The sequence below is a fragment of the Nocardiopsis ganjiahuensis DSM 45031 genome, from assembly GCF_000341085.1.
Lineage (GTDB): Bacteria > Actinomycetota > Actinomycetes > Streptosporangiales > Streptosporangiaceae > Nocardiopsis > Nocardiopsis ganjiahuensis.
The window spans coordinates 460,405-484,965 of sequence record NZ_ANBA01000002.1 but is presented as its reverse complement, the minus strand read 5'-3'; the positions used below and the strand labels follow the sequence as shown (position 1 = coordinate 484,965).

General features: G+C 70.3%; 25 protein-coding genes, 2 tRNA genes and 1 pseudogene. 16 read left to right on the top strand and 12 right to left on the bottom strand.

The window, feature by feature from the left end; all coding sequences use genetic code 11:
• Positions 1–33: 33 nt before the first annotated feature.
• Positions 34–984, top strand: a complete 951-nt coding sequence (gene nudC / locus D458_RS0102745) for an NAD(+) diphosphatase (protein WP_017585193.1) — start codon at positions 34–36, stop codon at positions 982–984.
• A gap of 74 nt (positions 985–1,058) precedes the next feature.
• On the opposite strand, the gene D458_RS0102740 is transcribed toward nudC, so the two are convergent.
• Both D458_RS0102740 and D458_RS0102735 read right to left on the bottom strand, forming a co-directional pair.
• A complete protein-coding gene (locus D458_RS0102740; RefSeq protein ID WP_040702067.1) occupies positions 1,059–1,547 on the bottom strand; it encodes an ANTAR domain-containing response regulator in 489 nt (162 codons plus the stop codon).
• Positions 1,548–1,659: 112 nt separating this feature from the next.
• On the bottom strand, positions 1,660–1,920 hold the full coding sequence (locus D458_RS0102735; RefSeq protein ID WP_026118926.1) for a mycoredoxin: 261 nt from the start codon (positions 1,918–1,920) through the stop codon (positions 1,660–1,662).
• 289 nt (positions 1,921–2,209) lie between these two features.
• Here D458_RS0102735 and D458_RS0102730 point away from each other — a divergent pair, with 289 nt between their 5' ends.
• From D458_RS0102730 to D458_RS0102705, 6 genes are all read left to right on the top strand, one after another.
• Positions 2,210–4,333: an ATP-dependent DNA helicase UvrD2 gene (locus D458_RS0102730; RefSeq protein ID WP_017585190.1), complete on the top strand. Its 2,124-nt coding sequence runs from the start codon at positions 2,210–2,212 to the stop codon at positions 4,331–4,333.
• A complete protein-coding gene (gene tesB, locus D458_RS0102725) occupies positions 4,326–5,213 on the top strand; it encodes an acyl-CoA thioesterase II (RefSeq protein WP_017585189.1) in 888 nt (295 codons plus the stop codon). The genes D458_RS0102730 and tesB overlap by 8 nt, the downstream gene beginning before the upstream one ends.
• A 258-nt stretch (positions 5,214–5,471) precedes the next feature.
• Positions 5,472–5,846, top strand: a complete 375-nt coding sequence (locus tag D458_RS0102720; RefSeq protein ID WP_017585188.1) for a hypothetical protein — start codon at positions 5,472–5,474, stop codon at positions 5,844–5,846.
• Positions 5,847–6,050: 204 nt separating this feature from the next.
• A complete protein-coding gene (locus tag D458_RS0102715; RefSeq protein ID WP_017585187.1) occupies positions 6,051–6,329 on the top strand; it encodes a WhiB family transcriptional regulator in 279 nt (92 codons plus the stop codon).
• A gap of 62 nt (positions 6,330–6,391) precedes the next feature.
• Entirely contained in the window at positions 6,392–6,550 is a 159-nt protein-coding gene (locus tag D458_RS36890) for a hypothetical protein (RefSeq protein ID WP_017584537.1), read from the top strand.
• 285 nt (positions 6,551–6,835) lie between these two features.
• Positions 6,836–7,399: a M48 metallopeptidase family protein gene (locus D458_RS0102705; protein WP_026118925.1), complete on the top strand. Its 564-nt coding sequence runs from the start codon at positions 6,836–6,838 to the stop codon at positions 7,397–7,399.
• Between the two features lie 31 nt (positions 7,400–7,430).
• On the opposite strand, the gene D458_RS0102700 is transcribed toward D458_RS0102705, so the two are convergent.
• From D458_RS0102700 to D458_RS0102690, 3 genes are read right to left on the bottom strand one after another with little or no spacing between them, the layout of a single operon-like run.
• Positions 7,431–7,796 carry a hypothetical protein gene (locus tag D458_RS0102700; protein WP_017585185.1) on the bottom strand — a complete coding sequence of 122 codons (366 nt, stop codon included), beginning with the start codon at positions 7,794–7,796 and terminating at the stop codon, positions 7,431–7,433.
• Positions 7,796–8,374, bottom strand: a complete 579-nt coding sequence (locus D458_RS0102695; RefSeq protein ID WP_017585184.1) for an NUDIX hydrolase — start codon at positions 8,372–8,374, stop codon at positions 7,796–7,798. The genes D458_RS0102700 and D458_RS0102695 overlap by 1 nt, the downstream gene beginning before the upstream one ends.
• Positions 8,375–9,814, bottom strand: coding sequence for a zinc-dependent metalloprotease (locus D458_RS0102690; RefSeq protein WP_017585183.1), 1,440 nt, complete (start codon positions 9,812–9,814; stop codon positions 8,375–8,377).
• Between the two features lie 123 nt (positions 9,815–9,937).
• Between D458_RS0102690 and D458_RS0102685 the strand changes: the two genes are divergently transcribed.
• The 3 genes from D458_RS0102685 (at position 9,938) to D458_RS0102675 (ending at position 12,675) form a co-directional block, all read left to right on the top strand.
• Positions 9,938–11,005 carry an NAD-dependent epimerase/dehydratase family protein gene (locus D458_RS0102685; RefSeq protein WP_026118924.1) on the top strand — a complete coding sequence of 356 codons (1,068 nt, stop codon included), beginning with the start codon at positions 9,938–9,940 and terminating at the stop codon, positions 11,003–11,005.
• Positions 11,006–11,096: 91 nt separating this feature from the next.
• Entirely contained in the window at positions 11,097–11,534 is a 438-nt protein-coding gene (locus D458_RS0102680; protein WP_017585181.1) for a molybdenum cofactor biosynthesis protein MoaE, read from the top strand.
• A 67-nt stretch (positions 11,535–11,601) separates the two neighbouring features.
• Positions 11,602–12,675, top strand: coding sequence for a YlbL family protein (locus D458_RS0102675; RefSeq protein ID WP_017585180.1), 1,074 nt, complete (start codon positions 11,602–11,604; stop codon positions 12,673–12,675).
• A gap of 117 nt (positions 12,676–12,792) precedes the next feature.
• Here D458_RS0102675 and D458_RS0102670 read toward each other — a convergent pair whose 3' ends face one another.
• The gene (locus D458_RS0102670) at positions 12,793–13,314 is read right to left on the bottom strand and encodes a PPA1309 family protein (protein ID WP_239647871.1); all 522 of its coding nucleotides are present in this window, start codon (positions 13,312–13,314) and stop codon (positions 12,793–12,795) included.
• A gap of 296 nt (positions 13,315–13,610) precedes the next feature.
• Here D458_RS0102670 and D458_RS0102665 point away from each other — a divergent pair, with 296 nt between their 5' ends.
• The 3 genes from D458_RS0102665 to D458_RS0102655 all read left to right on the top strand — a co-directional run bounded on the left by D458_RS0102665 (position 13,611) and on the right by D458_RS0102655 (position 17,203).
• The gene (locus tag D458_RS0102665) at positions 13,611–16,544 is read left to right on the top strand and encodes a UPF0182 family membrane protein (RefSeq protein ID WP_017585178.1); all 2,934 of its coding nucleotides are present in this window, start codon (positions 13,611–13,613) and stop codon (positions 16,542–16,544) included.
• Between the two features lie 231 nt (positions 16,545–16,775).
• Positions 16,776–16,852, top strand: a tRNA-Met gene (locus tag D458_RS0102660).
• 274 nt (positions 16,853–17,126) lie between these two features.
• A tRNA-Met gene (locus D458_RS0102655) sits at positions 17,127–17,203 on the top strand.
• 136 nt (positions 17,204–17,339) lie between these two features.
• Here D458_RS0102655 and D458_RS0102650 read toward each other — a convergent pair.
• From D458_RS0102650 to hisN, 5 genes are all read right to left on the bottom strand, one after another.
• The gene (locus D458_RS0102650) at positions 17,340–18,062 is read right to left on the bottom strand and encodes an ABC transporter ATP-binding protein (protein WP_017585177.1); all 723 of its coding nucleotides are present in this window, start codon (positions 18,060–18,062) and stop codon (positions 17,340–17,342) included.
• Positions 18,063–19,106 carry an HlyD family efflux transporter periplasmic adaptor subunit gene (locus tag D458_RS0102645; RefSeq protein ID WP_017585176.1) on the bottom strand — a complete coding sequence of 348 codons (1,044 nt, stop codon included), beginning with the start codon at positions 19,104–19,106 and terminating at the stop codon, positions 18,063–18,065.
• Between the two features lie 9 nt (positions 19,107–19,115).
• Entirely contained in the window at positions 19,116–20,351 is a 1,236-nt protein-coding gene (locus D458_RS0102640) for an ABC transporter permease (RefSeq protein ID WP_017585175.1), read from the bottom strand.
• Between the two features lie 151 nt (positions 20,352–20,502).
• Complete coding sequence (locus D458_RS32810) at positions 20,503–21,102, bottom strand: hypothetical protein (protein WP_193374580.1); 600 nt, start codon at positions 21,100–21,102, stop codon at positions 20,503–20,505.
• A gap of 61 nt (positions 21,103–21,163) precedes the next feature.
• Positions 21,164–21,973: a histidinol-phosphatase gene (hisN, locus tag D458_RS0102630; RefSeq protein ID WP_017585173.1), complete on the bottom strand. Its 810-nt coding sequence runs from the start codon at positions 21,971–21,973 to the stop codon at positions 21,164–21,166.
• A gap of 187 nt (positions 21,974–22,160) precedes the next feature.
• Here hisN and D458_RS0102625 point away from each other — a divergent pair, with 187 nt between their 5' ends.
• Together D458_RS0102625 and D458_RS0102620 are read left to right on the top strand one after the other, a co-directional pair.
• A complete protein-coding gene (locus D458_RS0102625) occupies positions 22,161–22,748 on the top strand; it encodes a TetR/AcrR family transcriptional regulator (protein WP_017585172.1) in 588 nt (195 codons plus the stop codon).
• A 76-nt stretch (positions 22,749–22,824) separates the two neighbouring features.
• Positions 22,825–23,061: a DUF2087 domain-containing protein gene (locus tag D458_RS0102620; RefSeq protein WP_051049572.1), complete on the top strand. Its 237-nt coding sequence runs from the start codon at positions 22,825–22,827 to the stop codon at positions 23,059–23,061.
• Positions 23,062–23,101: 40 nt separating this feature from the next.
• Here D458_RS0102620 and D458_RS0102615 read toward each other — a convergent pair whose 3' ends face one another.
• Positions 23,102–23,995, bottom strand: a complete 894-nt coding sequence (locus D458_RS0102615; RefSeq protein WP_017585170.1) for an NAD(P)-dependent oxidoreductase — start codon at positions 23,993–23,995, stop codon at positions 23,102–23,104.
• A 159-nt stretch (positions 23,996–24,154) separates the two neighbouring features.
• Between D458_RS0102615 and D458_RS36010 the strand changes: the two are divergent.
• Positions 24,155–24,439: pseudogene (locus tag D458_RS36010) on the top strand (winged helix-turn-helix transcriptional regulator); the annotation flags it as partial.
• Positions 24,440–24,561 lie beyond the last annotated feature (122 nt).

The following is a 24,561-nucleotide window of genomic DNA, read 5'->3' as shown; positions in this document are numbered from 1 at the left end:
ACCTTGAGGAGAACCACGATCCCGGAAGGCCGTATGGAAACCGAAGCCACACCCCTCCTGTCCCGCTCGACCGTCGACCCCGTCGGCCACCGCCGCGGGGACGACGACTGGCTGGCCGCGGCCTGGGCGGACCCGAACACCAGAGTCCTGGTCCTGGAGGGCGGCGAACCCGGCAGCTACGGCTGGAAGGCGCTCATGGCCAAGCAGTCCCGGGCCCTGGTCACCACCGGCCAGACCCGGGAGCTCGTCCTCGTCGACCCCCGCCACGCCCCCGAAGGGGAGCGCTACCTCCTGGGCAGCGACGGCGAGCGCGCCTACTTCGCGGTCCGCTCGCTCCAGGACCTGGCGTCCAACGCCGTCGCCGAACCCGCCTCCCTGCGTGAGGTCGGCGCGCTCCTCAACGACCACGACACCGGCCTGTTCACCCGGGCGATCGCCCTCGCCAACTGGAACGCCGGCCACGGCTTCTGCCCGCGCTGCGGTTCCCGTACCCGGATCGAGAAGGCCGGGCACGTGCGCGTGTGCGAGGAGGAGGGCACCGAACAGTTCCCCCGGATGGACCCGGCGGTGATCATGCTGGTGCACCGGGAGCGCGACGGGCAGGAGGAGTGCCTGCTCGGCAACAACCCGAACTGGGACGCGCACCGCTTCTCCGTGCTGGCCGGGTTCGTCGACGCGGGGGAGTCCCTCGAACAGGCGGTGATCCGCGAGGTCGCGGAGGAGGCGGGCGTGGTCGTCGAGCGGCCCCGTTACGTGGCCTCGCAGCCCTGGCCGTTCCCGCGCAGCCTCATGATGGGGTACACCGCCCGCGCGGTGGGGGAGACCGAGTGCACCGACGACGAGATCGCCGAGACCCGCTGGTTCACCCGGGCCGAGCTGGCCGAGGCCGTGCACAAGGAGGAGGTCGTCCTCCCCGGACGGGTCTCCATCGCGCGCACCCTCATCGAGCACTGGTACGGCGCGGAGCTCCCCGGCGGCTGGTGACCGGCCTCCGGGCACGCTGGAACCGCGGGCCGTCCGTCCCCCGCATCGGACGCCCCGCGGTCAGCCGGCCGCTGTCAGCCGGACCCCGTGGTGAGCTCGTCCGGAAGGACGGTCAAGGGGCTGGTACTGCTCTCCACCACGTCCTGGGCCAGGTCGGCGACCTTGCGGCCCCGGGACCGGGCCGAGGAGCGCAGTCTCTCGAACGCCTCACGCGGCGGCATCGTGTGCCGTTCCGCGAGGACCCCGATGGCCTGCTCCACCACGACTCTGGAGTGCAGAGCGTGCTCCAGCTGCGTGATCGTGTGCCGCAGCCGCTCCACCTCCGAAGCCCCCTCCGGGGCCCGGCCGGGCGCCTGCGTGCGGGGGCGGCCCGACCCCGCCTCGGAGGTGAGAAGGTCCGCCAGGACCATCGCGCTCACCAGGTCCGGGGTCTCGTGCCCGTTCTGGTCGGTGCCCACACGCCACCCGTTCGGGGTGCGGCGCACCACTTCCACGTCCACCGTGTCGGTGACCGCTATGTCATGAGGCCTCACATCGTCCCCCAACTCAACACTCCCCGTCATCTCCGAGCTACGGTGTCGGCCGTGCCGCCGGTCGGAACTCGGGGGTGTCCGCCCCCTTGGGGGAGGGGGTCCCGCCGCGCGGGCCGCACCATGGCGGCCCGCGCCGTTCGTCCTAGGACAGCTCGGCCAACTTCTTCTTCACCTGAGCGAGCGACGGGTTGGTCATCGCCGTGTCGTCACTGAAGACCACGGTGGGGACCGTCTGGTTCCCGCCGTTCACCTTCATCACGTACTCCGCGGCCTCCGGGTTCTCCTCGATGTTCACCTCGCGAATCGCGATCCCCTCACGGGAGAGCTGGCTCTTGAGGCGTTTGCAGTACCCGCACCAGGGGGTGCTGTACATCGTGAAAAGTTCGGTGCCCGTACTCGTCATCTCGCTCACGTCTTTCAGGTCGACGGTCATGGTGGGGGTCAGCCCCCCACTTCCAACACCGAGGGGATCTCACCGCTTCCCACGACCGTGCGACACAACGTGGGACGCCTCACAGGGGCGACTGGTTCTGGAATGTGTCCCTCGGCTCGTTCGCCCCGCTTTCGGCGCCGCTGACTCCGATACTGGCCTATCCGCTCCCGGCCGAGACCGATACTTGAGAGACTGTGCGCCCACGGCCTGACAGCCGACCCACGCAGATACAGCCGCCCCAGACAGATTCAGGAGCACCATGGACCCCGACCGCGTCCTGGAGGGACTGGACCCGGAACAGACCGAGGCGGCGCGCGCCCTGCGCGGCCCCGTGTGCATCCTGGCCGGTGCAGGAACGGGGAAGACCAGGGCCGTCACGCACCGGATCGCGCACGCCGTGGCCAGCGGGGTCGCCTCCGAACAGCAGATCCTCGCGGTCACCTTCACCGCCCGCGCGGCCGGGGAGATGCGCGGGCGGCTGCGCTCCCTGGGCGCCCCCAGGGTGCAGGCCCGGACCTTCCACGCGGCCGCTCTGCGCCAGCTCTCGTTCTTCTGGCCACAAGTGGTCGGCGGCGAGAAACCCACCCTCATCGACAGCAAGCTCTCGGTGGTGGCACGGGCCGCCAACTCGGTGGGGCTGCAACCGGACCGGCTCGGGCTGCGCGACCTCGCGAGCGAGATCGAGTGGGCCAAGGTCTCCCAGGTGCGTCCGAGCGACTACGACAAGGCCGTGGCCAAGACCGGCCGCCAGGCGCCGATGCCCGCGGGCGAGGTCGCCCGCGTCTTCGAGGCCTACGAGGAGCTGCGCAGCGAGCACAACCTCCTCGACTTCGAGTCCATGCTCGAACTCACCGCCGGGATGATCACCGAGTACCCGGCCGTCGCCCAGCGGGTCCGCGACCAGTACAGGTACTTCGTCGTGGACGAGTTCCAGGACGTCAACCCGCTCCAGAAACTCCTCCTGGACGCCTGGCTCGGCGACCGCGACGACCTGTGCGTGGTCGGCGACCCCAGCCAGACCATCTACTCCTTCGCCGGGGCCACCCCGGGCTACCTGACCGGGTTCGCCAACCGCTACCCGCACGCCACGGTCGTCCGGCTGGTCCGCGACTACCGCTCCACGCCCCAGGTGGTGCGGGTGGCCAACCACGTCATCGCACAGGCCAGGGGCACGACCTCCGCGAACCACCTCACCCTCCAGGCGCAGCGCCCCGACGGCCCCGACCCGCTCTACCAGGAGTACGAGGACGAACCCGCCGAGGCCACCGGTGTCGCACGCAAGATCAGCGTGCTGATGGAGGACGGGACCCCCGCGAGCGAGATCGCGGTACTGGTGCGCACCAACTCCCAGTCGGCCGCCTACGAACAGGCCCTGGCCGACGAGGGCGTCCCGTTCACCGTGCGCGGCTCCACCCGCTTCTTCGAGCGCCCCGAGATCAAACAGGCCGTGCACACCCTGCGCGGGGCCCGGCACGGCGCGGCGGACGAGGAGGCCGAACCCCTCGTCCCGACCGTGCGGAGCCTGCTCGCCCAGATGGGCCTGACGGACCAGGCCCCCGAGGGCCGCCAGGCCAGGGAGCGCTGGGAGTCGCTCTCGGCGCTGGCCCAGCTCGCCGAGGACATGGCGTCCCGCCCCGGCCCCGACGGCCGCCCCGCCACCATGGGCGTGTTCGTGGAGGAGCTCGAGACGCGCATGGCGACCGAGCACGCCCCCGGGTTCGAGGGGGTGACCATCGCCTCCCTGCACTCCGCCAAGGGCCTGGAGTGGGACGCGGTGTTCCTGGTCGGCCTGACCGAGGGCATGGTGCCGATCATCTACGCCGAGACCGACGAGCAGGTGGAGGAGGAGCGCCGGCTCTTCTACGTGGGGGTCACCCGCGCCCGCCAGCACCTGGCGATGTCCTGGTCCCTGGCCCGCTCACCGGGGGGAAGGAAGACCCGCAAACCCTCGCGGTTCCTGGACGGGCTGCGTCCCGCCTCGCCCTCCACCGCCGGCCGCCGCGAGCGCCGCAAGGGCGGGGCCGTGCGCTGCCGGGTCTGCTCGAACGTGCTCTCCGACGCCACCGAGCGCAAGCTGGGACGCTGTCTGGACTGCCCGTCCACCTACGACGAGGCCCTGCTGGAGCGCCTGCGCGAGTGGCGCAGGCAGACCTCGCAGGAACAGAAGGTCCCCGCCTACGTGGTCTTCACCGACGCCACCCTCCAGGCCATCGCCGAGCAGGAGCCCTCCAGCGTCTCCCAGCTGACGGCCGTGTCCGGGGTGGGGCCGGCCAAGCTCGACCGTTACGGTGAGGCGGTACTCGCGCTGGTCGAGGGACGGGAACCGGCGGGGACGGCCGCCGACGACGGAGGCGCCGGTGACGGAGAGGACGAGGATGAGTGAACACGACGCCGAGCGCAGAGGGCAGTCACTGTCCGATCTGCTGAGGGTCCTGGACCTGGAGCAGATCGAGGTCAACATCTTCCGCGGGCTCAGCCCGACGGATGGTCCCCAGCGGGTCTTCGGCGGACTGGTCGCGGGCCAGGCGCTCGTGGCAGCGGGTCGGACCGTGCCCGCCGACCGGTACGTGCACTCCCTGCACGCCTACTTCATAAGGCCGGGCGACCCGTCGGTCCCCATCGTCTACGAGGTCGACCGGGTCCGTGACGGGCGCTCGTTCACCACCCGCCGGGTCGTGGCCATCCAGCACGGCAAGGCGATCTTCACCCTGTCGGCCTCCTTCCACAAGGAGGAGCCGGGGCTGGACCACCAGATCGCCATGCCGGACGTGCCGCCGCCCGAGGAGCTGCTCAGCACGCGCGAGCGGCTGCGCGAGGCGTTCGGGAAGGTACCGAACTTCGTGCAGTGGCACCCGATCGAGACGCGTCCTGTGGGCGCCATGTCGTTCGAGGCCGAACGCGATCCCGACCTGCGCACGGCCACCAACCCGGTGTGGTTCAAGGTCGACGGGAAGCTCCCCGACGACCGCCTCACCCAGGTGTGCCTGATGACCTACGCCTCGGACATGACCCTGCTGGACACGGTGCTGCTCCGGCACGGCCGGTCCTTCGCGGGCATCGCGATGGCCAGCCTCGACCACGCCATGTGGTTCCACCGCCCGTTCCGCGCCGACGAGTGGCTGCTCTACGCGCAGGAGTCCCCGACGGCGCAGGGCGCCCGGGGGCTGGCCCGCGGCCTGGTCTACACCCGGGACGGACAGCTCGTCTGCTCCGTGGTGCAGGAGGGGATGATCCGCGTGGTCGACGCGGAGGGCTGGGCCTGACCGCTGGGCAGGGGCCACCAGGGAAGACGTCGGACCGGTCCGGGCGGGCCGGCCCGCCCGGGCCCCGGAGGGTCGCCGGTAACACTCCGGGGCCCTCTGCCATTCCCGCGAAGTTCTGGCCGGATGCGGACGTTTTCCCAGGTCAAAAATAGGTTGCCGACTTTCCTGGCCGCCCCGTAGTGTGTACACCGTCGAACTGACCGCTCTCGGTACAGGTGCAAGATCCTGTGCCCGACGCTGAAGGAGGTGCCCGATCAAATGAACACCACGGAGATGAACACGATGACTGAGTTGAACCCCGGTTCCGCTTCCGCTGCCGCTTGGCAGCTGTTCGCGACCCGTGTCGTTCCGGGCACCGGCCTGGGCGGTAGCACCACGATGGGCGCCACCGAAGGCATCCGTCTGAACACCGAGAGTGGCATCGCCGCTCTGGGCATGATCCAGCTCGTCGGAGCCGAGTTCGTGTCCCAGGGGACCGGTGTGTCCGCTGACGGTGTGACCGGCGGTCTGCGCCACGAGTCCGAGCCTGCCCTTGATCGCGGCAAGCTCACCGGCGGCATCAACCACGCATCGCACGAATCCCCGCGCCGTTACGGCGCATCGGGGGAGTGTCCACGGAAGATTCCGGCCTAGAGCAGCACAGGCCGAGATTTTCGACCGTGGCCGCGGACCCCGACACAGGGGCCGCGGCTTTCTTTGTATCTCCGTAGGCTCTCCGTCCCCCAGGGGCGGGGGAGCAGGCGGCGGCATCGCAAGTCCAGGTCCCTCACCGGACCGGTTCCGGTGACTGAACACCGACCGCGTTGTACGAACGATCAAAGATCTTGGAGGGCACCGATGCTTGCGTCGGTCCTGGAATCGCCCCAGCTGGGCGAGGTCGACATCCCCTGCCGCACGGAGCCGGACCTGTTCTTCGCGGAGACTCCCGCGGAGGTCGAGGAGGCCAAGGCGATCTGCGGGGCCTGCCCGATCAGGGAGCAGTGCCTGGCGGAGGCGCTCGAGCGGCGTGAGCCGTGGGGCGTCTGGGGCGGGCAGCTGCTCGTCTCCGGCCAGGTCGTGGCGCGTAAGCGCCCGCGTGGCCGTCCCCGGAAGAATCCCGCCCCGGTCGCGGCCTGACACGGCCCGGACAACCCGAACCCCCCGAAGAACTCACGAAGCAACGAAGGATTCGAACAGCGATGATGCAGGAACTCATGCAGATGGTGGAACGCTCCGACGAGGAACCGCGCGAGCGTCAGATCAGACGGCTCGGAGCCCGACAGCTGCGCGCCCGGCAGCGCGAGGAGCGTCGTGCGGAGCAGGCGATCATGGAAATCGCGTGGTCACGGCTGTGTTGACGTGGGCTGAGCAGTGAGTGAACAGACGAGGCCGGACGGTGTCTCCCCCGAAGGGAGTACACGCCGTTCGGTCTCGTTTGTGTAACCAAAAACGTCGGAAGCTGTCGAGTTTCGCCTCGATGTGCCCTCCGTCACCAGGCAAAAAGCCCCCTGGTCAGAGCGGAATCCGCTACACAGGGCCGTTTCCCGCTCTGATCGCCCGGTGCGGACATCGCGTCGAACTAATCACATATCGGGACAAGCCACACCTGTTCGAGAGCGCCCGGCTCGGCTACCGTAAAGTTCGTGCCCTCGAACACCAAAATCGAGGTACGACGCAGTCCTCGTCGCCGGCGCACAGTGTCGGCCTACAGGGACGGGGATACCACTGTCGTCCTCGTACCCGCGACGTTCTCCCGCGCAGAGGAAAAGCGCTGGGTGGACCAGATGCTGCAAAAGCTCGAGGCGCGTGAGGGCCGCAGACGCCCCGGCGACCGAGAGCTCCACGAGCGCGCGGTCGAACTGGCCGAGCGCTACCTGGACGGAAACCGGTTGCCCGACAGCGTCCGCTGGGTCGACAACCAGAACTCCCGCTGGGGCTCGTGCACCCCGGACACCCGCACGATCCGCATCTCCCGCCGCGTCGCCGGGATGCCCGCCTGGGTGGTCGACTACGTCCTCGTCCACGAACTGGCGCACCTGCAGATCCCGCACCACGGCCGCGACTTCTGGGACCTGGTCCGCCGGTACCCCAAGGCCGACCGCGCCCGCGGCTACCTCGAGGGGTTCAGCGCGGGCAGCCGCTCCGAGTGTGACCACTCGGAGGGCGAGGAGGAACTCGAAGCCGACGAAGTGGCCCTCGAGGAGTAGTCCGCCGGACGGTGTGCCGACGCTGCCGTCGTCATCGCCGGTCCAGCTGGGCGCGCGCCTCGGTGAGGTCCCGGGAGACCTTGCGCAGGGTGAGGGCGCTCACCACGAGCAGGATGGCGAACAGGGCGGCGTAGTAGACCGTGGTGCCGCCCCAGTCACCGGAGACGGCGGCGCGGCCCAGGACCGCGACCAGCAGGGCGGCCACGAACACGCAGATGCCCCGGCCCAGGCTCAGGGAGCGTTCCTTCTGCTGGATCCTGCCCAGCGCGGCCTCGCGCGGGCCGACCAGGCCGGCCCGCTCGTCGGCCAGGAGCTGTTCGGCGATCCTGCGGCCCCGGCGGGCGAGCAGGACCATGGCCAGGCCGCCGAGCATGCCCGCGACGGTGATCAGGGACACTACGCGGGCCCCGGGGAGCTCCGGACGCTGCCCAATGCCGCGCGGACCGCCCGTGCGGCGGCGCGGACCAGGTCGCGTACGGAGTCGTCAGTGGGTTCGGGCAGGTCGTCCACGGGGAACCAGTCGAGCCCGGCGGACTCGACCGGATCGACGACCAGGACGGCGTCGGCCGGGGCCAGCGCCGCGTACTGCACATCCAGGTGGAAACTGCCGCCGCCGCACGGCACCGCGTGGCGGTCCAGCCGCACGGGCTCGGGCAGCAGGGTCAGTCCTCTGATCCCCGACTCCTCGGTCGCCTCGCGGAGCGCCGCACCGCCCAGGGTGGTGTCATCGGGCTCGCAGTGGCCCCCGGTCTGCAACCACATCCGATGGATGCGGTGCAGGACCAGGGCCACCTTCGAACCGTCGGCGGAGATGATCGCCGAGCTCGCGGTCAGGTGCCCGGGCAGGCACGTCCGCCACATGCCGTCGGCATGGGCGTCCAGGTGGTCCAGGTAGGAGCCGCGCAGCTCCTCCTGCCCGGCGTCGGGCGCGGTCCACGCGCCCAGCACCGCCCGGGCGTCCGCGTGCAGTGTCACCTACTTGCCGTCCTTGTCCTCGTCGCCGGGCCCCTCACCGGGCTCCTCGCCGGGCTTGGGCCTCTCCGAGCCGTCGGGGTCGGTCAGCGACGAGATGTCGAAGTCCACCCCCTCGAACTCGCTCCGCCCGTGCACGAAGGCGTCCGGGTCGTCGAGGTCGGCGGCGGTGGGCATCAGGTCCGGGTGCTGCCATACGGCGTCCCGGCCCTCCACACCGCGGGCCTCCTCCAGCGCGGACCACAGGGCTCCGGCCTCGCGCAGGCGGCGCGGGCGCAGCTCCAGGCCGACCAGGGCGGCGAAGGTGTGTTCGGCGGGGCCGCCGGTGGCACGGCGGCGACGGGTCGTCTCCGCGAGCGCTCCGGACTGCGGCAGCCGCTCGGAGACGGCCCTGGCCACCACGGTCGCCACCCAGCCCTCGATCAGGGCGAGAGTGGTCTCCAGGCGGGTCAGCGCCGCCTTCTGCTGCGGGGTGTCCTCCGGCTGGAGCAGGCCCTCGGAGCCCATGCCGCCGGACATCACCTCCTGGAGTGCCTCCGGGTTGGTGAGGTCGATCTCGCCGAGTTTGTCCTCGAGTCCGCTGACGTCGAAGGACATGCCGGACGCGTACTCCTCGACCAGGCGCGACACGTGCGAACGCAGCCACGGGACATGCGAGTACAGGCGGTGCACGGCGGCCTCACGGGCGGCCAGGTACAGCCGGACCTCGTCCTCGGGGATCTCCAGGCCCTCGCTGAAGCGGAACACACCCGAGGGGAGGAGGGCAGCGTTGCCCTCACCGGCGAGCGGCAGGCCGATGTCGGTGGTGCCGATCACTTCCTGGGCCAGCCCGCCGATGGCCTGACCGGCCTGCTGACCGACCATCATGCCGCCCATCTGCTGGATCATGCCCAGCAGCGGACCGGCGACGGAAGCCATTTCCTCGGGCAGGTTCTGCCCCATGGCCTGTACGGTCTTGGCGGTCAGCGGGTCGCACAGCTGCGCCCACGAGTCCATGGTCTTCTCGATCCACTCCGACCGGCTCCAGGCCTGGGCGGTCTGGAGTCCCGAAGGCAGGTCGGTAGCCTGGTCGAGCCACAGGTCAGCGAGGCGCAGTGCCTCCTCGATCCGTGCGTAGTCGGAAGGCGGCACACTCGGGTCCCCTTGCTGGGACACCGCGTGCCGCGCGATGTTCTTGACCATGTCCCAGTTGATGCCGGACGTCGAGGACGTCTGGCCCGCCTCGGGCGCGCCGGGGGCGGGCTGGGACGACATCATGTCCGCGAACTGGCGGAGCATGTTGGCCATCTGTTGCGGGTCGCCGAACGGGAAGCCGTCCGGCATACCGGAGTCCCCCCCGCCCGGGCGGCCGCTGCCGGCACCCGAGCCGGAGTCGCCAGAACGGCGTCCGGACTCGTCGTCGGGATCGTTCGGCATGCTGAAACCGAAAGGCAGGTCGCTCACAATCAGACCTCAGGCAGGATTAGGTTTGGTCTCCACTGTCACGTTAGCTGGGAGTCGCCCGGAGTGAATACCGAAAGCAGCCAGGTTCGCCCAGAGCACAGCCCATCGGATCGGGCGGGCATGGTGGTGGCGGTCACCGGTGCCGCCTCCGGAGTGGGCCGACTCCTCGTGCAACGCCTGGCCACGCCAGAAGGTTCCATCGCGGCGCGCGAGGTCGTCGCCATCGACGAGGAGTTCGCTGACCTGCGGGGGGTCACCTGGCGGATCGCCGACGTACGCGACCCCGGGCTCGTCTCCCGTCTGCACGGGATCGACGTCCTCGTCCACACCGCGGACGACCGCTCCCTCGAAACCAAGCCGTCGGAGCGCCGGGCGCACAACATCCGCGCGGCCCAGACGGTCCTGACCGCCGCAGCGGCCTCAGGAGTCCCACGAGTCATTCTCGTCACCAGCACGATGGTCTACGGCGCGGCCCCGGACAACCCGGTCCCGCTGACGGAGAACGCCACCCGCGTCTCGGACAACAGCGAGGGCCTCATGGGCGACTTCGCCGAGGTCGAGGAGCTGGCCGAGCGCGCCCGCCGGGCCCACCCCGGCCTGAGGGTCACCGTGGTGCGGCCGGCACCGCTGGTGGGGCCGGAACTGGACACGCTCCTGAGCCGCCACTTCTCCGCGCCCCGGCTGCTCACCGTCAAGGGCCACGAACAGCACTGGCAGTTCTGCCACGAGGACGACCTCGCCTCCGCGCTGGCCTACTGCGCCCTGCACGACGTGTCCGGCGCGGACGGTGTGGTGGCCGTGGCCAGCGAGGGCTCCCTGACCCAGGGGGAGGTGGAGGAGATCGCCGGGATGAAGCACTTCGAGGTCCCCGCGAACCTGGCCTTCGGAGCCGTCCGCCGCCTGCACCAGGCCCGCATCACCCCGGCCGCGGCCGGCGAGATCAAGTTCCTCGTCTACCCGTGCGTGGTGGACTGCGCGACGCTGCGCGAAGCGGGCTGGAAGCCCGGCTACGACAACGAGGCGGTGCTGGCGGCCCTCCTGGAGTCCCGGGGCGGCAAGCACGCGATCGCCGGGCGCACCGTGGGCCGCAAGGAGGTCACCATCACCGCGGCGGGGGCCGCCGGTGCCGCGGCGGCCGCCATCGGCACCGCCGCCGCCATCCGGCACCTGCGCAAGCGCGGAAAGAGCTGACCTGCACGGACGGGTGCGGGCCTGTGTGATCGCACAGGAGGGGTTCACGTGCGGACGTGTCGTGCACGGAGCGCCTTGATACGGTTTGCCGGTGGAACAGATCACTCTCGCGGCCGTACGCGACACGCCCCTGTCCGTCGACGAGGTCCTGGCGGCGGTGACCGACCCCAGGGCCGGTGGAACCGCCGTCTTCATCGGAACGGTGCGCGACCACGACCACGGTCGGGACGTCACCGCCCTGTCCTACTCGGCCCACCCGAGTGTCGAGGCGCAGCTCCGCGCCGTCATGGAGAAGGTGCTCACCGACACCTCCGTGCCGGGGCGCCCGGTCGTGCGGATGGCCGCCACGCACCGGGTCGGCGACCTGGAGATCGGTGACATCGCCGTGGTCGTCGCCGCCTCGGCCGAGCACCGGGAGGAAGCCTTCGCGGCCTGCCGGCAGCTCATCGACGACCTCAAGGCCCAGGTGCCCATCTGGAAGAACCAGGCCTTCGAGGACGGCGGCGCGGAGTGGGTCGGCTCCCCCTGACCGCGGCCTGACCTCTGCCCCGGAGGGTCCCCGGTGGCTCTAAAGTGTCAGCATGGTTCGTCGTGTCATGACCCTTGTCGCCGCACTCGTCCTGCTTGCCGGGCTCGGGTACGGCAGCCTCTTCCTGCCCATGCCCTACCTGGTGGCCGCCCCCGGCGTCACGCTGGACACCCTGGGGGAGCAGGAGGACGGCCGACCCGTCATCGGCATCGAGGGCGCCGAGGACTACGAGCACGACGGATCGCTCTCCATGGTGACCGTCCAGTACGCGGGCGGACCCGAGCACCGGCTCACCCTGTTCACCCTGGTGACGGCATGGCTCTCCCCGAGCCAGGCGGTCCTGCCGGAGGAGCTCCTCTTCCCGGCCGGGCGCTCGCCGGAGGAGGTCAGCGAGCGGCAGACCGTCCAGATGAACAGTTCGCAGACCGACGCCACCGCCGCCGCGCTCAACCAGCTCAACATGGACTATGAGGCGATCCCGCTGGTCGCCGAGACCGTCGAGGACATGCCCGCCGACGGCCTCGTCGAGGCGGGCGACCGCATCATCGAGGTCGACGGGGAGAAGGTGCCCACCAGCACCGGCAGCGACGATCCCGAGGAGCTCGTGGGCAGCGCCTACGTGGTCGACCGGGTCGGCGACCGCTCCGCCGGGGACCCGGTCGCGCTGGTCCTGGACCGCGACGGCGAGGAGGTCGAGGTCGAGCTCGACACCGTCGAGGGCGAGGAGGGCAACGCCGCGGTCGGCGTGCTCATCGCCGACGACATGGACTTCCCCGTCGACGTGTCCATCTCCGTCGGCGAGATCGGCGGCCCCAGCGCGGGCATGATGTTCGCCCTCGGGATCATCGACCGGCTCAGCGAAGAGGGCATCACCGGCGGCGTCAGCATCGCGGGTTCCGGGACCATCACCTCCGACGGCCAGGTCGGCGGGGTCAGCGGCATCCCGCAGAAGATGGTCAGCGCCCGCCGCGACGGCGCCGAGTACTTCTTCGTGGCCGCCGACAGCTGCTCCCAGGCCGCCCAGTCCGCCGCCTACGGCGAACTCGAGGTGGTGCGCGTCGAGACGCTCACCGACGCCATGGACGCCCTGGAGACCATCCGCGAGGGCGGCGACGACCTGCCCCGCTGCGAGGGCGAGTAGTTCTGCGCCTTTGCGGCTCGAACGGGCAACCCCTCGGGGTCGAGTCGCCGGGCAGTGAGTAGGGGAACCCCGGGCCGTGCGGTCCGGGGTTCCTTCGTACGTGTGGGCGGCGCCTGCTCAGCCCTCCCGGGGTTCTTCCTCCAGGTCGAGGGTGAGGGCGAGCGCTGAGGTCAGGGCGGGGATCAGGTCCGGGCCGTTGAGCACCTCGGTCTCGCTGTCGTGGCTGCGCATCCGCATGGCGCAGTGCCGCGAACCGTCGCGCAGCACGCCCGCGACCATGCGGATCTCCTCGGTCTCCTTGCCGGAGGCCGAGGGGTCCTCGCCCGCGGCCAGGGTCTCGTCCGAGCCCTTCACCACGAGGCGCTCCATGACCAGCGCGCAGCCGGCCACCCCCTCGGGCCACAGGATGCGGCCCAGGGCTTCCTCCAACGGGACGTCGGGGGACAGGGCCTCCTGCTCCACCGGGGTCAGCTCATCGGGGCTGGCCGGGGCGTCGATCCCCAGCAGGCCCGCGAGAGCGGGTTCCGCAGCCAGCAGCTCCGAGGTCGGGACCAGGGCGTACAGCCCCAAGGGGCGGTCCCACCCCTGCTCGGCGGCGTGGCGTTCCAGGTCCATGACTGCTTCGCGAATGTTCGACACGTTTCCATGGTGGCCGATGTGGGAACCTCGCCGCGCCCGTTGCCGGACAGTAGGGTCGCAAAGGTGCCGTCCGGTTGCGACTCCGATACATCAACGATGCAGCCTTGTCACCGGCCCGAGGGTGATTTCGGGAACCTGGCGGCCACCGATTAAGTTTTCAGTAATAAGGCGCAACACGCGCATCGACCGCACCTACCAAGCCAGAACGAGGGGGAGGCGTGAGCTTCCGATCGCCCGGCGCACCACCTGCGCGTATGCCACGCCGATCAAGGTTGCTCGCGCCAGTCGCGGCGACCGTGGTCGTCATCATCGCGGGTTTGATGCTCGCTGCGAACTTCTGGACCGACTTCAAGTGGTTCAACTCCGTCGGTTACACCAACGTCTTCCTGACCGAGCTGTGGACCCGGGTCCTGCTGTTCGCCGTAGCAGCGCTCGTCATGGCGGTCATCGTCGGCGCGAGTATCTTCTTCGCCTACCGTGCCCGGCCCGGCGTCCGGCCGATGAGCCTGGAACAGCAGGGCCTGGACCGCTACCGGCAGTCCATCGACCCGCACCGCAAGCTCTTCTTCTGGATCGCCGTGGGCGCCCTGGCGCTCCTGGCCGGTGCCGCCGCCAGCGGTGACTGGCGCTCCTACCTGCAGTTCGTGAACGGCGTCGACTTCGGGATGACCGACCCCGAGTTCGGCATGGACATCGCGTTCTTCGCGTTCACCTACCCGTTCCTGCGGGTCCTGCTCGGGTACCTGTACGCGGCCGTCATCCTGGCGTTCATCGCCGCGGTCATCGTGCACTACCTGTACGGCGGCGTCCGCCTGCAGAACGACTCCGGGCAGCGCGCCACCCCGGCCGCCCGCGTGCACCTGTCGGTCCTGCTGGGCCTCTTCGTGCTCCTGCGCGCCGGTTCGTACTGGCTGGACCGCTACGGGCTGGTCTTCTCCGACCGCGGGTACACGTTCGGCGCCTCCTACACGGACGTGAACGCGGTCAAGACCGCCCTGACCATCCTCACCGTCATCTCGGTGATCTGCGCGATCCTGTTCTTCGCCAACATCGCCTTCAAGAACACGATGATCCCGGTGGCCTCCCTCGGCCTGCTCGTGCTGTCCGGCGTGGTCGTCGGCGTGGCCTACCCCGCGCTCGTCCAGAACTTCCAGGTCGACCCGAACGAGCAGCGCCTGGAGAGCCCTTACATCGAGCGCAACATCGAGAGCACCCGTGAGGCGTACGGCATCGCCGACGCCGAGGTCGAGACCTACGACGCCACCACGGAGCTCACCCCGCAGGAGCTGTCGGCCGAGGCCGACACCATCCCCAGTGTCCGTCTGGCCGACCCCGCGGTGGTCTCGCAGACCTTCCAGCAGATGCAGCAGGTCCGTGGCTTCTACCAGTTCCCGGACGTGCTGGAGGTCGACCGCTACCCGGACTCCGAGGGCAACCTGATCGACACGATCGTCGCCGTCCGCGAGCTCGACGGGCCGCCGGCCGACCAGGACAACTGGCTGAACCGGCACCTGATCTACACCCACGGCTTCGGCATGGTCGCCGCCGCGGGCAACCTGATCGACGACGAGGGCCGCCCGGTCTTCACCGAGTACAACATCCCGCCGCGCGGTGAGCTGAGCGAGGTCGCGGGGGAGTACGAGCCCCGGATCTACTACGGCCGCGAGGGCGCCGACTACGTCATCGTCCAGGCCGAGGACGAGTACGACTACCCGCTCGACCCGGAGAACGAGACCGAGGAGGTGCCGACCCTCGAGGACGCGGTGGAATCGAGCCCGGATGCCGACGAGGCCCGTGCTCCCGCCGACGCCGAGGACGGCGCCGAGGAAGCCCCCGAGGAGGGCGCCGAAGCCACGGACGGGGCCACCGAGGAGGAGCCCGCCGGTAGTTCGCAGGCGTACAACAACTACGAGGGCGACGGCGGAGTCCAGCTCAACAACTTCTTCGACCGCATCCTGTACGCGATCAAGTACCAGGAAACGAGCATCCTGCTCAACAGCGCGATCACCAGCGACTCGCGGATCATCTACGAGCGCGACCCCCTGGACCGCGTGGAGAAGGTCGCCCCCTTCCTGACCGTGGACAGCCGGCCCTACCCGGCGGTCGTCGACGGCAGGGTCAAGTGGATCGTGGACGGCTACACCACCTCGGACGGTTACCCGTACGCGAACCGGATCGACTTCGCCCAGGCGGTGACGGACACCTTCACCGACGGTTCGATCCAGCAGGTCGGCGCGTTGCCGGGCAACGAGGTCAACTACATCCGGAACTCGGTGAAGGCCACCGTCGACGCCTATGACGGCACCGTCACCCTGTACGGCTGGGACGAGGAGGACCCCGTCCTCCAGACCTGGGAGAACGCCTTCCCCGGGACCATCGTGGACCGGGACGAGATGAGCGACGAGCTCATCCAACACGTGCGTTACCCGGACGACCTGTTCAAGGTGCAGCGCGAGATCATGCGCGAGTACCACGTCACCGACGCCGCGTCCTACTACGGCGGTCAGGACTTCTGGTCGGTCCCCAACGACCCGACCACCGACGGCGACCTGTCCGAGCCGCCCTACCGCCAGACCATCAACTACCCCGGTGTCGACGAGCCCAGCTTCTCGCTGACCACCACGTTCGTGCCGCGCGGCCGTGAGAACCTGGCCGCGTTCATGGCGGTGGACAGCAACCCGGAGTCCGAGGAGTACGGCCAGCTGAAGCTGCTGGAGCTCCCCCGGAGCACGGTGATCTTCGGTCCCGGCCAGGTGCAGAACGCGTTCGACTCGGACGCCGACGTGCGTGAGGTCCTGCTCCCGCTGGAGCAGTCCAACGCCGAGGTGACCCGGGGCAACCTGCTGACCCTGCCGTTCGCCGGCGGTCTGCTCTACGTGGAGCCCCTCTACGTGCAGGCCGGCGGTGGCGGAGCCGCGTCCTTCCCGCTGCTCCAGCAGGTCATGGTCGGCTTCGGTGAGGAGGTCGCCATCGGCAGCAACCTCCAGGACGCCCTGAACAACCTGTTCGACGGCGGCGAGACCCCGCTGCCCGACCCTGACGCCGAGGAGGGCACCGAGGACGACGAGGAGTCCGCCGAGGCCGGTTCGGGCGAGAGCGACCCGAGCGACCTCACCGAGGCCCTCAACGAGGCCGTCGAGGCCTGGGAGGAGGCTCAGGAGTCGAACGAGGAGGCCAACGAGCGCCTGCGCGAGGCTCTGGAGGCTCTGGAGGAGGCCGCGGGCAACTAGTCCGCAGCGGTACCGGACGCCTCTGAAGGCGTGGTGTGCGACGGGGCGGGACCTTCCGGGTCCCGCCCCGTTCCTGTCCCCCGTACCCGAGCACTTCTCCGAGCCCGTAGTGTGGGGGATGTGCACGGACCTGCGCGGTTGCTCCACGAGGAGCCGCAACGGGGGTGCGCCACGTCTCCACTGGCTGATTTGGCTTTCTCGCCGGGTCGCGCTAATCTGAAGACACAACGACGCGGGGTGGAGCAGTTCGGTAGCTCGCTGGGCTCATAACCCAGAGGTCGCAGGTTCAAATCCTGTCCCCGCTACCAAGATCGGACCCGGGAGAAATCCCGGGTCCGGTGCTTTTCTCGGTTCTTCCGCCTCGGTGGAGAAATCGGGAAGCACATATCGGCGTCATATCGACGAGGATGTGTGTGCGCGGCGAAAATGCCGGGGCGGACCGCAAGGAAAGCCTGGTAGAGTAGCTAACAAGCCAGGTCGGGCAACTGACCAGGACAAACGGGTGGATCTCCGATCGGTTTGATGCAAAACAAACCGATTTGCCACCTGGGGCTAAAGGCCCTAAAGTAGAGATCACAACGACGCGGGGTGGAGCAGTTCGGTAGCTCGCTGGGCTCATAACCCAGAGGTCGCAGGTTCAAATCCTGTCCCCGCTACCAATAAGAAGAAGCGCCGGGTGGAGAAATCCACTCGGCGCTTCTCGTTGTACCCGCCCATGGGTGTGCCCGCCCGTTGGACGGAGCCGGCCCCGGTGCCGACCGTCCTTCGGTCGGCACCGGGGCCGGGTAACCGGGTTCAGCGGGTGCGGCCCTCCACCAGCTCCACGACCCGGTCGGCCCGCTCGGCCACCTTGGGGTCGTGGGTCACCACGACCACGGCGGCGTCACGCACTCGGGACTGGTCGATCAGCTGGTCCATGATCATGGTGCTGCTCGTGGCGTCCAGAGCGCCCGTGGGCTCGTCGGCGAGGATGAGCGCGGGTTCCCGGCTCAGGGCCCGCGCCAGGGCCACACGCTGCTGCTCACCGCCGGACAGCTGGTGCGGCTGGGAGTTGAGCCGGTGGCCCAGCCCCACCGACTCCAACAGCTCCTTGGAGCGGGAGCGGCGGCGCAGCACCGGAACCCCGGCCAGCACCATCGGCACACTCACGTTGGCCAGGGCCGAGCGGCGCTCCAACAGGTGGAACTGCTGGAACACGAACCCGATCCCGTCGCCCCGCAGCCGTGACCGGCGGCCCTCCCGCAGGGGAGTGGTCTCCACACCGTCGAAGACGTAGGAGCCGCTGCTGGGCTTGTCCAGCAGCCCCAGCACGTTCAGCAGGGTGGACTTGCCCGACCCCGACTGGCCGACGATGGCCACGACCTCGCCGCGGGCGACATCGAAGGTGCAGTCGTGCAGCACGTCGATCCGGGCGCCCGAAACCATGAAGTGCCGGGTCAGCCCCTGCACCTGGAGCAGCGGGGGACCGGCGGCCCGGGGCCCTCTCACGGCCACCGGGTAGGGAGCTTCGGCCGTCATCTAGCCACCCATCCAGAACTCGTCCTCGAGCTCCTCGTCCTCGTCACCGTCACCGGGGACGTCGAAACGCGGGTCCAGCGGCACCGGGTCCAGGATCGACTCGCCGACGCTCAACCCCTCGGTGACCTCCACGAGTTGGCCGTCGGACAGCCCCAGGGAGACCTCGCGGGGCTCCTCGGAGCCGCTCTCGTCGACCACGATCACCTGGCCCTCCTCGGCGGTGCCGCGCACGGCGGTCACCGGGACGACCACGACGTCCTCGGCCTCGCCGGTGCTCACCGACAGCTTGCCCTGGACGCCGTCGAAGACCCGCAGGTCCGAGGGGACCCGGCAGGACAGCTCGGCACCGGCGCCGCCACCGCCACCGCCCTCGGACTCCCCGGCGAAGGGGTCGAACTCCTCCTCGACGGGTGCCGCGCCCTCCTCGGCCGCGCCCAGACCGATGAACTCGCACGCGGTGGCGGGCGGTCCCTTGTCGATCTTGAGCATGATGTCGTCCGGGTCGTCGTAGAGCCGGTACAGGTCGTTGGCGGGGACCGTGGCCACCGCGCGGAACTCGTCGGGGGCGACGGAGGCCACCTTCGCCCCGGGCTCCAGGACGTCGCCGACCTGCAGGTCGCCCATCCCCTTGATGGTTCCGGCGGTGGGCGCGTACAGGGTGATCTCGGTGGTCGCGGGCCCGGCCGCCGCGCCCTCCTCGTCCTCGCCGGCGGCGGGCTCGGCGGGCACCGCCACGTTGACGATCGGGGCCCCGTTCTCCACCGTGTCGCCGTTGTCCAGCCACAGGTGGGTGACGGTGCCGCCCTTGTTGGCCTTGAGCGCCTTGCCCGGCTCCGGCTGCACGGTCGCGTCGAGCACCAGCAGGGAACTGACCGTGCCCAGCTCGACCTCGACCGGCGCCCCGCCCACGTCCACCGAGGCCTCGTTGAGGGACTCGTCCCCCTCCGCTCCGGTGCCGCCGAGCCGGGACAGCAGGAGATAGCCCGAACCGAGCAGGGCCAGCACCAGGGTGAGGGCCGCGCCGATGATGATCCACTTCTTCACGTGTGTCTCCTATTCCCGCAGCCCGGCGACGACGGACGCGCGCAGCGCCCGGATCGCGGGGATGATCCCGGCCAACAGCCCGACGAGGGCCGCACTGCCCAGGCCGACCAGTGCGGCCGAGGGCGGAACGGCCACGGTGATGTCGGGCGGCAGCCACATGAGTCGTCCGATGACGGCCCCGCCCGCGGCGACCAGAGCCCAGGAGAGGGCCAGGGCGATCAGTCCGGCGACGACGGCGACCACGACCGCCTCCATCACCACGGCCACGAACAGGGTGAACCTGCTCGCTCCGAGGGCCCGGTAGGTGGCGAGCTCGCGGCGCCGCTCCCGCACGGTGACCAGACCGACGTTGAGGACGCCGAGCAGGCCTGTGGTGAGGGTGATCACCGCGACGCCGATCAGGCCCAGGGACAGGTAGCCGATGAGTTCGTCGGTGGTCTCCGCGTAGTCGGAGCGGTAGACCATGAGGTTCTCGGGTTCGTCGAGCCCCCAGCGCCAGGAGGCGGAGAGCAGGCGATCGGTGAACTCGCCGCCGCCGAACATCTCCTCTGCGGCGGAGTCGGCGGGGTCGATGCGCGCCAGGTAGGTGACCTGCGAGGCCGCGTCGTCCTCGGGGGCCCAGGAGGAGCCGAAGACGAGTTCCCCGGTGAGGGGGGCGCGGAGCAGGTAGGCGCTGTACCAGTCGGAGTCGAACGTGGAGCTCTGCGAGACGCCGACGATGCGCACGTCCGTCCACTGGTCGGTGCCGATCTGGATGTCGGTGAAGTCACCGAGCTCCGCCGCCAGTGCCTGGTTGACCACCAGTACCGGGGACCGTGATTCCAGGTCGGCCTCGGTGAACCAACGGCCCTCGGCCATGTTGATCCGGCGGATGTCGCCGAGCGTGGCGTCCACGCCGACGAAGCTGACGTCCTGGAGGACCTGGTCGCCCTTGCGGAGCGGAGGCGAGGCCTCCATACGGTTGTAGACCGTGGTCTCCAGTGCGCCGGCCCGTCCGAGGTCCTCCTCGAAAGCGCCGAGGTCGGTGACCTCTCCGTAGACGGAGACCTCCATGGTCGCCGCGCGTCCGGCGTTGGCCTCGCTGAAGGCGGTGGCGTAGCGCTGTCCGAGGTCACCGGCGGTGACCACCATGATCAGGGCGCCGACACCGACGACGATGCCCGCGCAGGACAGGATGGTCCGGGCCACGTTGGCCCGGGAACCGGCGAAGGCCAGCACGATCCCAGCTGTGAGGGAACGCAGCATGGAGCCCCTTCCCGTGTGTCTGTAGGCCCCGGCGCGGCGTCGGGCGGCGCCGGGATGCCCCGCATTGGGCGGGGTTTCAACAGACCCATCGCGGGCATGGGGGGTTTCGGTTCATTGTGGAGGGTGTTTTCTGTTGGCCGAACCCGGCCACTCAGGGTTGTGGAAGAGGAGCAGGAGACGGGGGCTGCCCGTCGTCCCGCCCGACCTCGAAGCCGTCGCAGGTGATGGGTGCCCCGCTCTCGGCGTCGGACCACACGACCGTGTACACGCCGGGTTCGAGGGTTCCGCCGTCCGCCCCGGCGCCCGTCCCGCCGTCGAACGCGTCCGGGTACTCCAGGTTCGCCCACTCGCCTTCGGCGAGGCCGGCCTCGGCGGTGGCGGTCTCCCCGGCGGGGTCGGTCACGGATGCGACGACGGGACCGGAATGCCCTTCGGTGTCGGAGAGGCCGAGCGCGACAGGCTCGCCGTCCCCGACCTCCTTGCGCGGGGCCCGGCTGCGCCAGGCACCCGGGAGTCCGGGGTCCACCGCGGGGGCGCAGGCGTAGCGGGCGGGGTCGAAGGCGGTGTCGGGCACACCGAGCCCGAGGGGGCCGGTCTCGGCGGAGGCGCGCACGGTCTCGGCGATCATCTCGCTGAGCTGCTGAGGGGTGTGGCCGTGGCTCTCGCCACAGGCGGTGGCCAGGAGGAGGACCACACCGCAGAGTGCGACCGTGCGCCGTCGTCGGGTTGTCTTGGTCAGCACACAGCGCACGTTACTACGTAACGTGTTCGTCCGAGTGCTGCTTGTGTCGGTGGCCTCGGGCCGCCCCGGCCTACTTCGGTCGGCGCAGGGGGGTGGGACCGCCGTTGAGCCAGGTCAGCACCTGGTCGTGGATGACCCCGTTGGTGCACACCAGCGGTCCGCCGTCCTCGAAGCCGTTGCCGCGCAGGTTGGTGGCGCGACCGCCGGCCTCCTCCAGGATGATCGGCAGCGGCGCCGCGTCCCAGAGCGAGAGCTCGGGTTCCGCGGCGATGTCCACGGTCCCCTCGGCGACCATCACGTGTGACCAGAAGTCGCCGTAGGCCCGGGTCCGCCACACCGACCTGGTCAGCCCCAGGAACGACTCCAGGCGGCCCTGCTCCTCCCAGCCGGTCAGTGACGAGAAGCTCAGCGACGCGTCCGACAGCTCCTGGACCTTGGAGACGTGGCAGCGCGTGGCTTTGGACAGGCTGCGGCCCGTCCAGGTGCCGCCGCCCTTGGACGCCCACCAGCGCCGGTGCAGAGCCGGGGCCGACACCACGCCCACCACGGGGCGGTCGCCCTCCAGCAGGGCGATGAGGGTCGCCCACACGGGGACGCCGCGCACGTAGTTCTTCGTGCCGTCGATGGGGTCGATGACCCACACCCGGTTGCTGTTGCCGCTCCTGCCGTACTCCTCGCCGACGACCGCGTCGCGGGGCCGCGCGCGGGAGAGCACGCTGCGCAGGGTCTCCTCGACCATGCGGTCGGCCTCGGTGACCGGGGTCAGGTCCGGTTTGGTGTCGACAACCAGGTCGAGCGCGCGGAAGCGCTTGACCGCGATGTCGTCGGCAGCGTCGGCGAGCACGTGGGCCAGCCGCAGATCATCGTCAAAGGACGCCATGGCCGGTAACGCTACCTTCCCGGGCACGAACATGCCTAAAGCGGCACCGCCGTGTGATCAGAGTGTTAGGACGGCCACGCGGTGTCACAGCCGCACGGGGCGCCGTGCGGCCGCCGCGGGACAGGGGGCGGGCCCGCGGCCAGTGAGAGGAAGGACGGCCCCTGGACGTGGATGCGAGGATGGAGGGATGGGAACCGTGAGCGGAGACAGACGTCCCCGGGAAGGCGCCGGGGTACGCGAACGGCTGATGGACGCCGCCTACGCCGAGGTGCTGGCGGGGTACTGGGGCGAGCGGCGGATGGTCGACATCGCCGCCGCCGCACGGGTCTCCAGACAGACCCTCTACAACGTCTTCGGCAGCAAGGAGGGCCTGCTCCAGGCGGTGGTGGTGCGTGAGGTCAACACGCTGCTGGACACCGTGGTGCGGGTGCTGGAGTCCGACGGGCACGACCCCGTGCACGCGGTGAGCCGCACGACCCGGATGGTCCTGCTGGCGGTCCGCGACAACCCCCTGCTGCGCGCCGTGGTCACCGGGGACGACCAGCTCCTGCCGGTCCTCACGACCAGGTCCGCGCCGCTGCTGGACGCCCTGCGGGAGCGCATCGCGTGGACGCTGGGGGAGCGCTGTCCGAACGCGGACCCCGGCGTCACCGAGGCGGTCGCGGACGTGACCCTGCGGCTGATCGTGTCGTACACCCTGCAGCCCATGGACCCCGACCAGGCCGCCCACCGGGTGGAGATGGTCGTGCACGGCATGCTGCCGGTGGACCGCTGAGGAGGCCGTGGTGGCACGGGACCGTGGACCGAGAGAGCTGACCGAACAGGAACGCGGCGAGGTGCTGCGGACGTACATGCCGCAGGGGCGGTTGACTTCCGTCCCGGTCCGCCGTCCGGACCGGCTCGTCCTGCTCGACCGGATCGCCCGTGCCTTCGAGCCGGGGGTCCGGTACACCGAACCGGAGCTCAACACGGTCCTGTGCCGGTTCAGTGCCGACCTGGTGGTCCTGCGCCGCAGCCTCATGGACGAGGGCTTCCTGGAACACGACCGGACCCACTACTGGCGCTGCGGTGGCACCGTCGACCTGTAGCGGCGCGTCCGGCGGCGGGAAACCGCCGGACACGCCCTTGTCAGGAGCCCTTGACGAGCAGTTCCAGGGCGCCGGTGCCGTCCTCCTCGGCGAAGCCCTGGGCCAGGCGCTCCTCCAACAGCTCGGAGTAGGGCGCGAGGAGGCGGAAGTCCACCCCCTGCTCCTCGGCGGTGACGGCCAGGGCCCGGTTGCCGGCGACCTGCATGGCCAGGTTGGAGACCACGCCCCTGCTGTAGTCACCGCTGTCGATCTGCTCGGCCATCAGGTCCGTCGCCGAGGCCATCGCGGTGAGCCAGGAAGTGAGCAGCCCCGCGAACTCCTTGGTGGGCATCTCCTCGCCGCGAACGAGGGCGAAGGCGTGGGTGATCCCGGCGAGCATGCCGTGCATGGCGCTGAGCAGGGCGATGTCGTACAGGGCGGCGGCACCCGGACGCGTTCCGGCGAAACGGACCCCCAGGGGCGCCGCGAGGGTGGACGCGTGCTGGTCGAAGACCTCGCGGGGGCCGCTGTAGAACACGTAGCCACCGGCGTCGGGGACACCGATCATCGGTGGGATCGCCATCATCCCGCCGCTGAGGAAGCGGGCACCCCGCTTCTCGGCCCAGACGGCTCGGGTGTCGGCCTGGCCGGGGGTGCCGGTGGTGAGGTCGACGAGGTCCCTGCCGTGGAGGTCGGCCCCGTCCAGTGCTTCTTCGAGGGAGGCGTCGTCGAACAGGCAGGTCACCACGAGGCGTCCGGCTGCCACGGCCTCGGCGGCGGTGACGGCGACGTCGGCGCCGAGTCCGCGGAGCGGTTCGGCCTTGGCCGCGGTCCTGTTCCAGACGGTCACGGGGTACCCGGCGGCGAGCCAGGTACGGGCGAGCGCGGTGCCCATGGCGCCGAGGCCGAGCAGGACGACGCGGGGCTTGGTTGACTGTGCGGTGTCGTGTGTCATGGGCTCAGCCTCGGGCCGGTGCCCGGGCACGGACAAGTACGCACTTCGAAGTGGGTGCGCACTCACGGGTAAGCATCCAGCTGGACGAGACGGGACGGGGCGGGGACGTTGGTCACCAAGCGCGGGGCGAACGCGTACCACTGCGGTATCGACGCGGCGATGGACGTGGTCGGCGGGAAGTGGAAGGTGCTCATTCTGTGGGCGCTCGACGAGCGCCCCCACCGGTTCGGTGAGCTGCGCAGGGAGCTGACCGGGGTGTCGGAGAAGGTCCTCGCCTCCCACCTGCGTGAGCTGGAGGACGACGGGATCGTGCGGCGCGAGGACTTCGCCGAGGTCCCGCCCCGGGTGGAGTACTCGCTGACGGAACTGGGCCGGAGCCTGAACCGCGCTCTGGAACCGCTGGGCGCCTGGGGGCGGGAGCACGTTCTGAGGGCGGCTCCACCGGACGGGGGCCCCGGCTCCTCCGGAGCCCCGGAACCGGTCGGCCCCGGCCGTGTCCCAGGGCCTGGCGGCCGTGGTGGCGCTTCGGAGGCGGACGGCGACGGTGGGCGGCCCCGGGGCGCCGG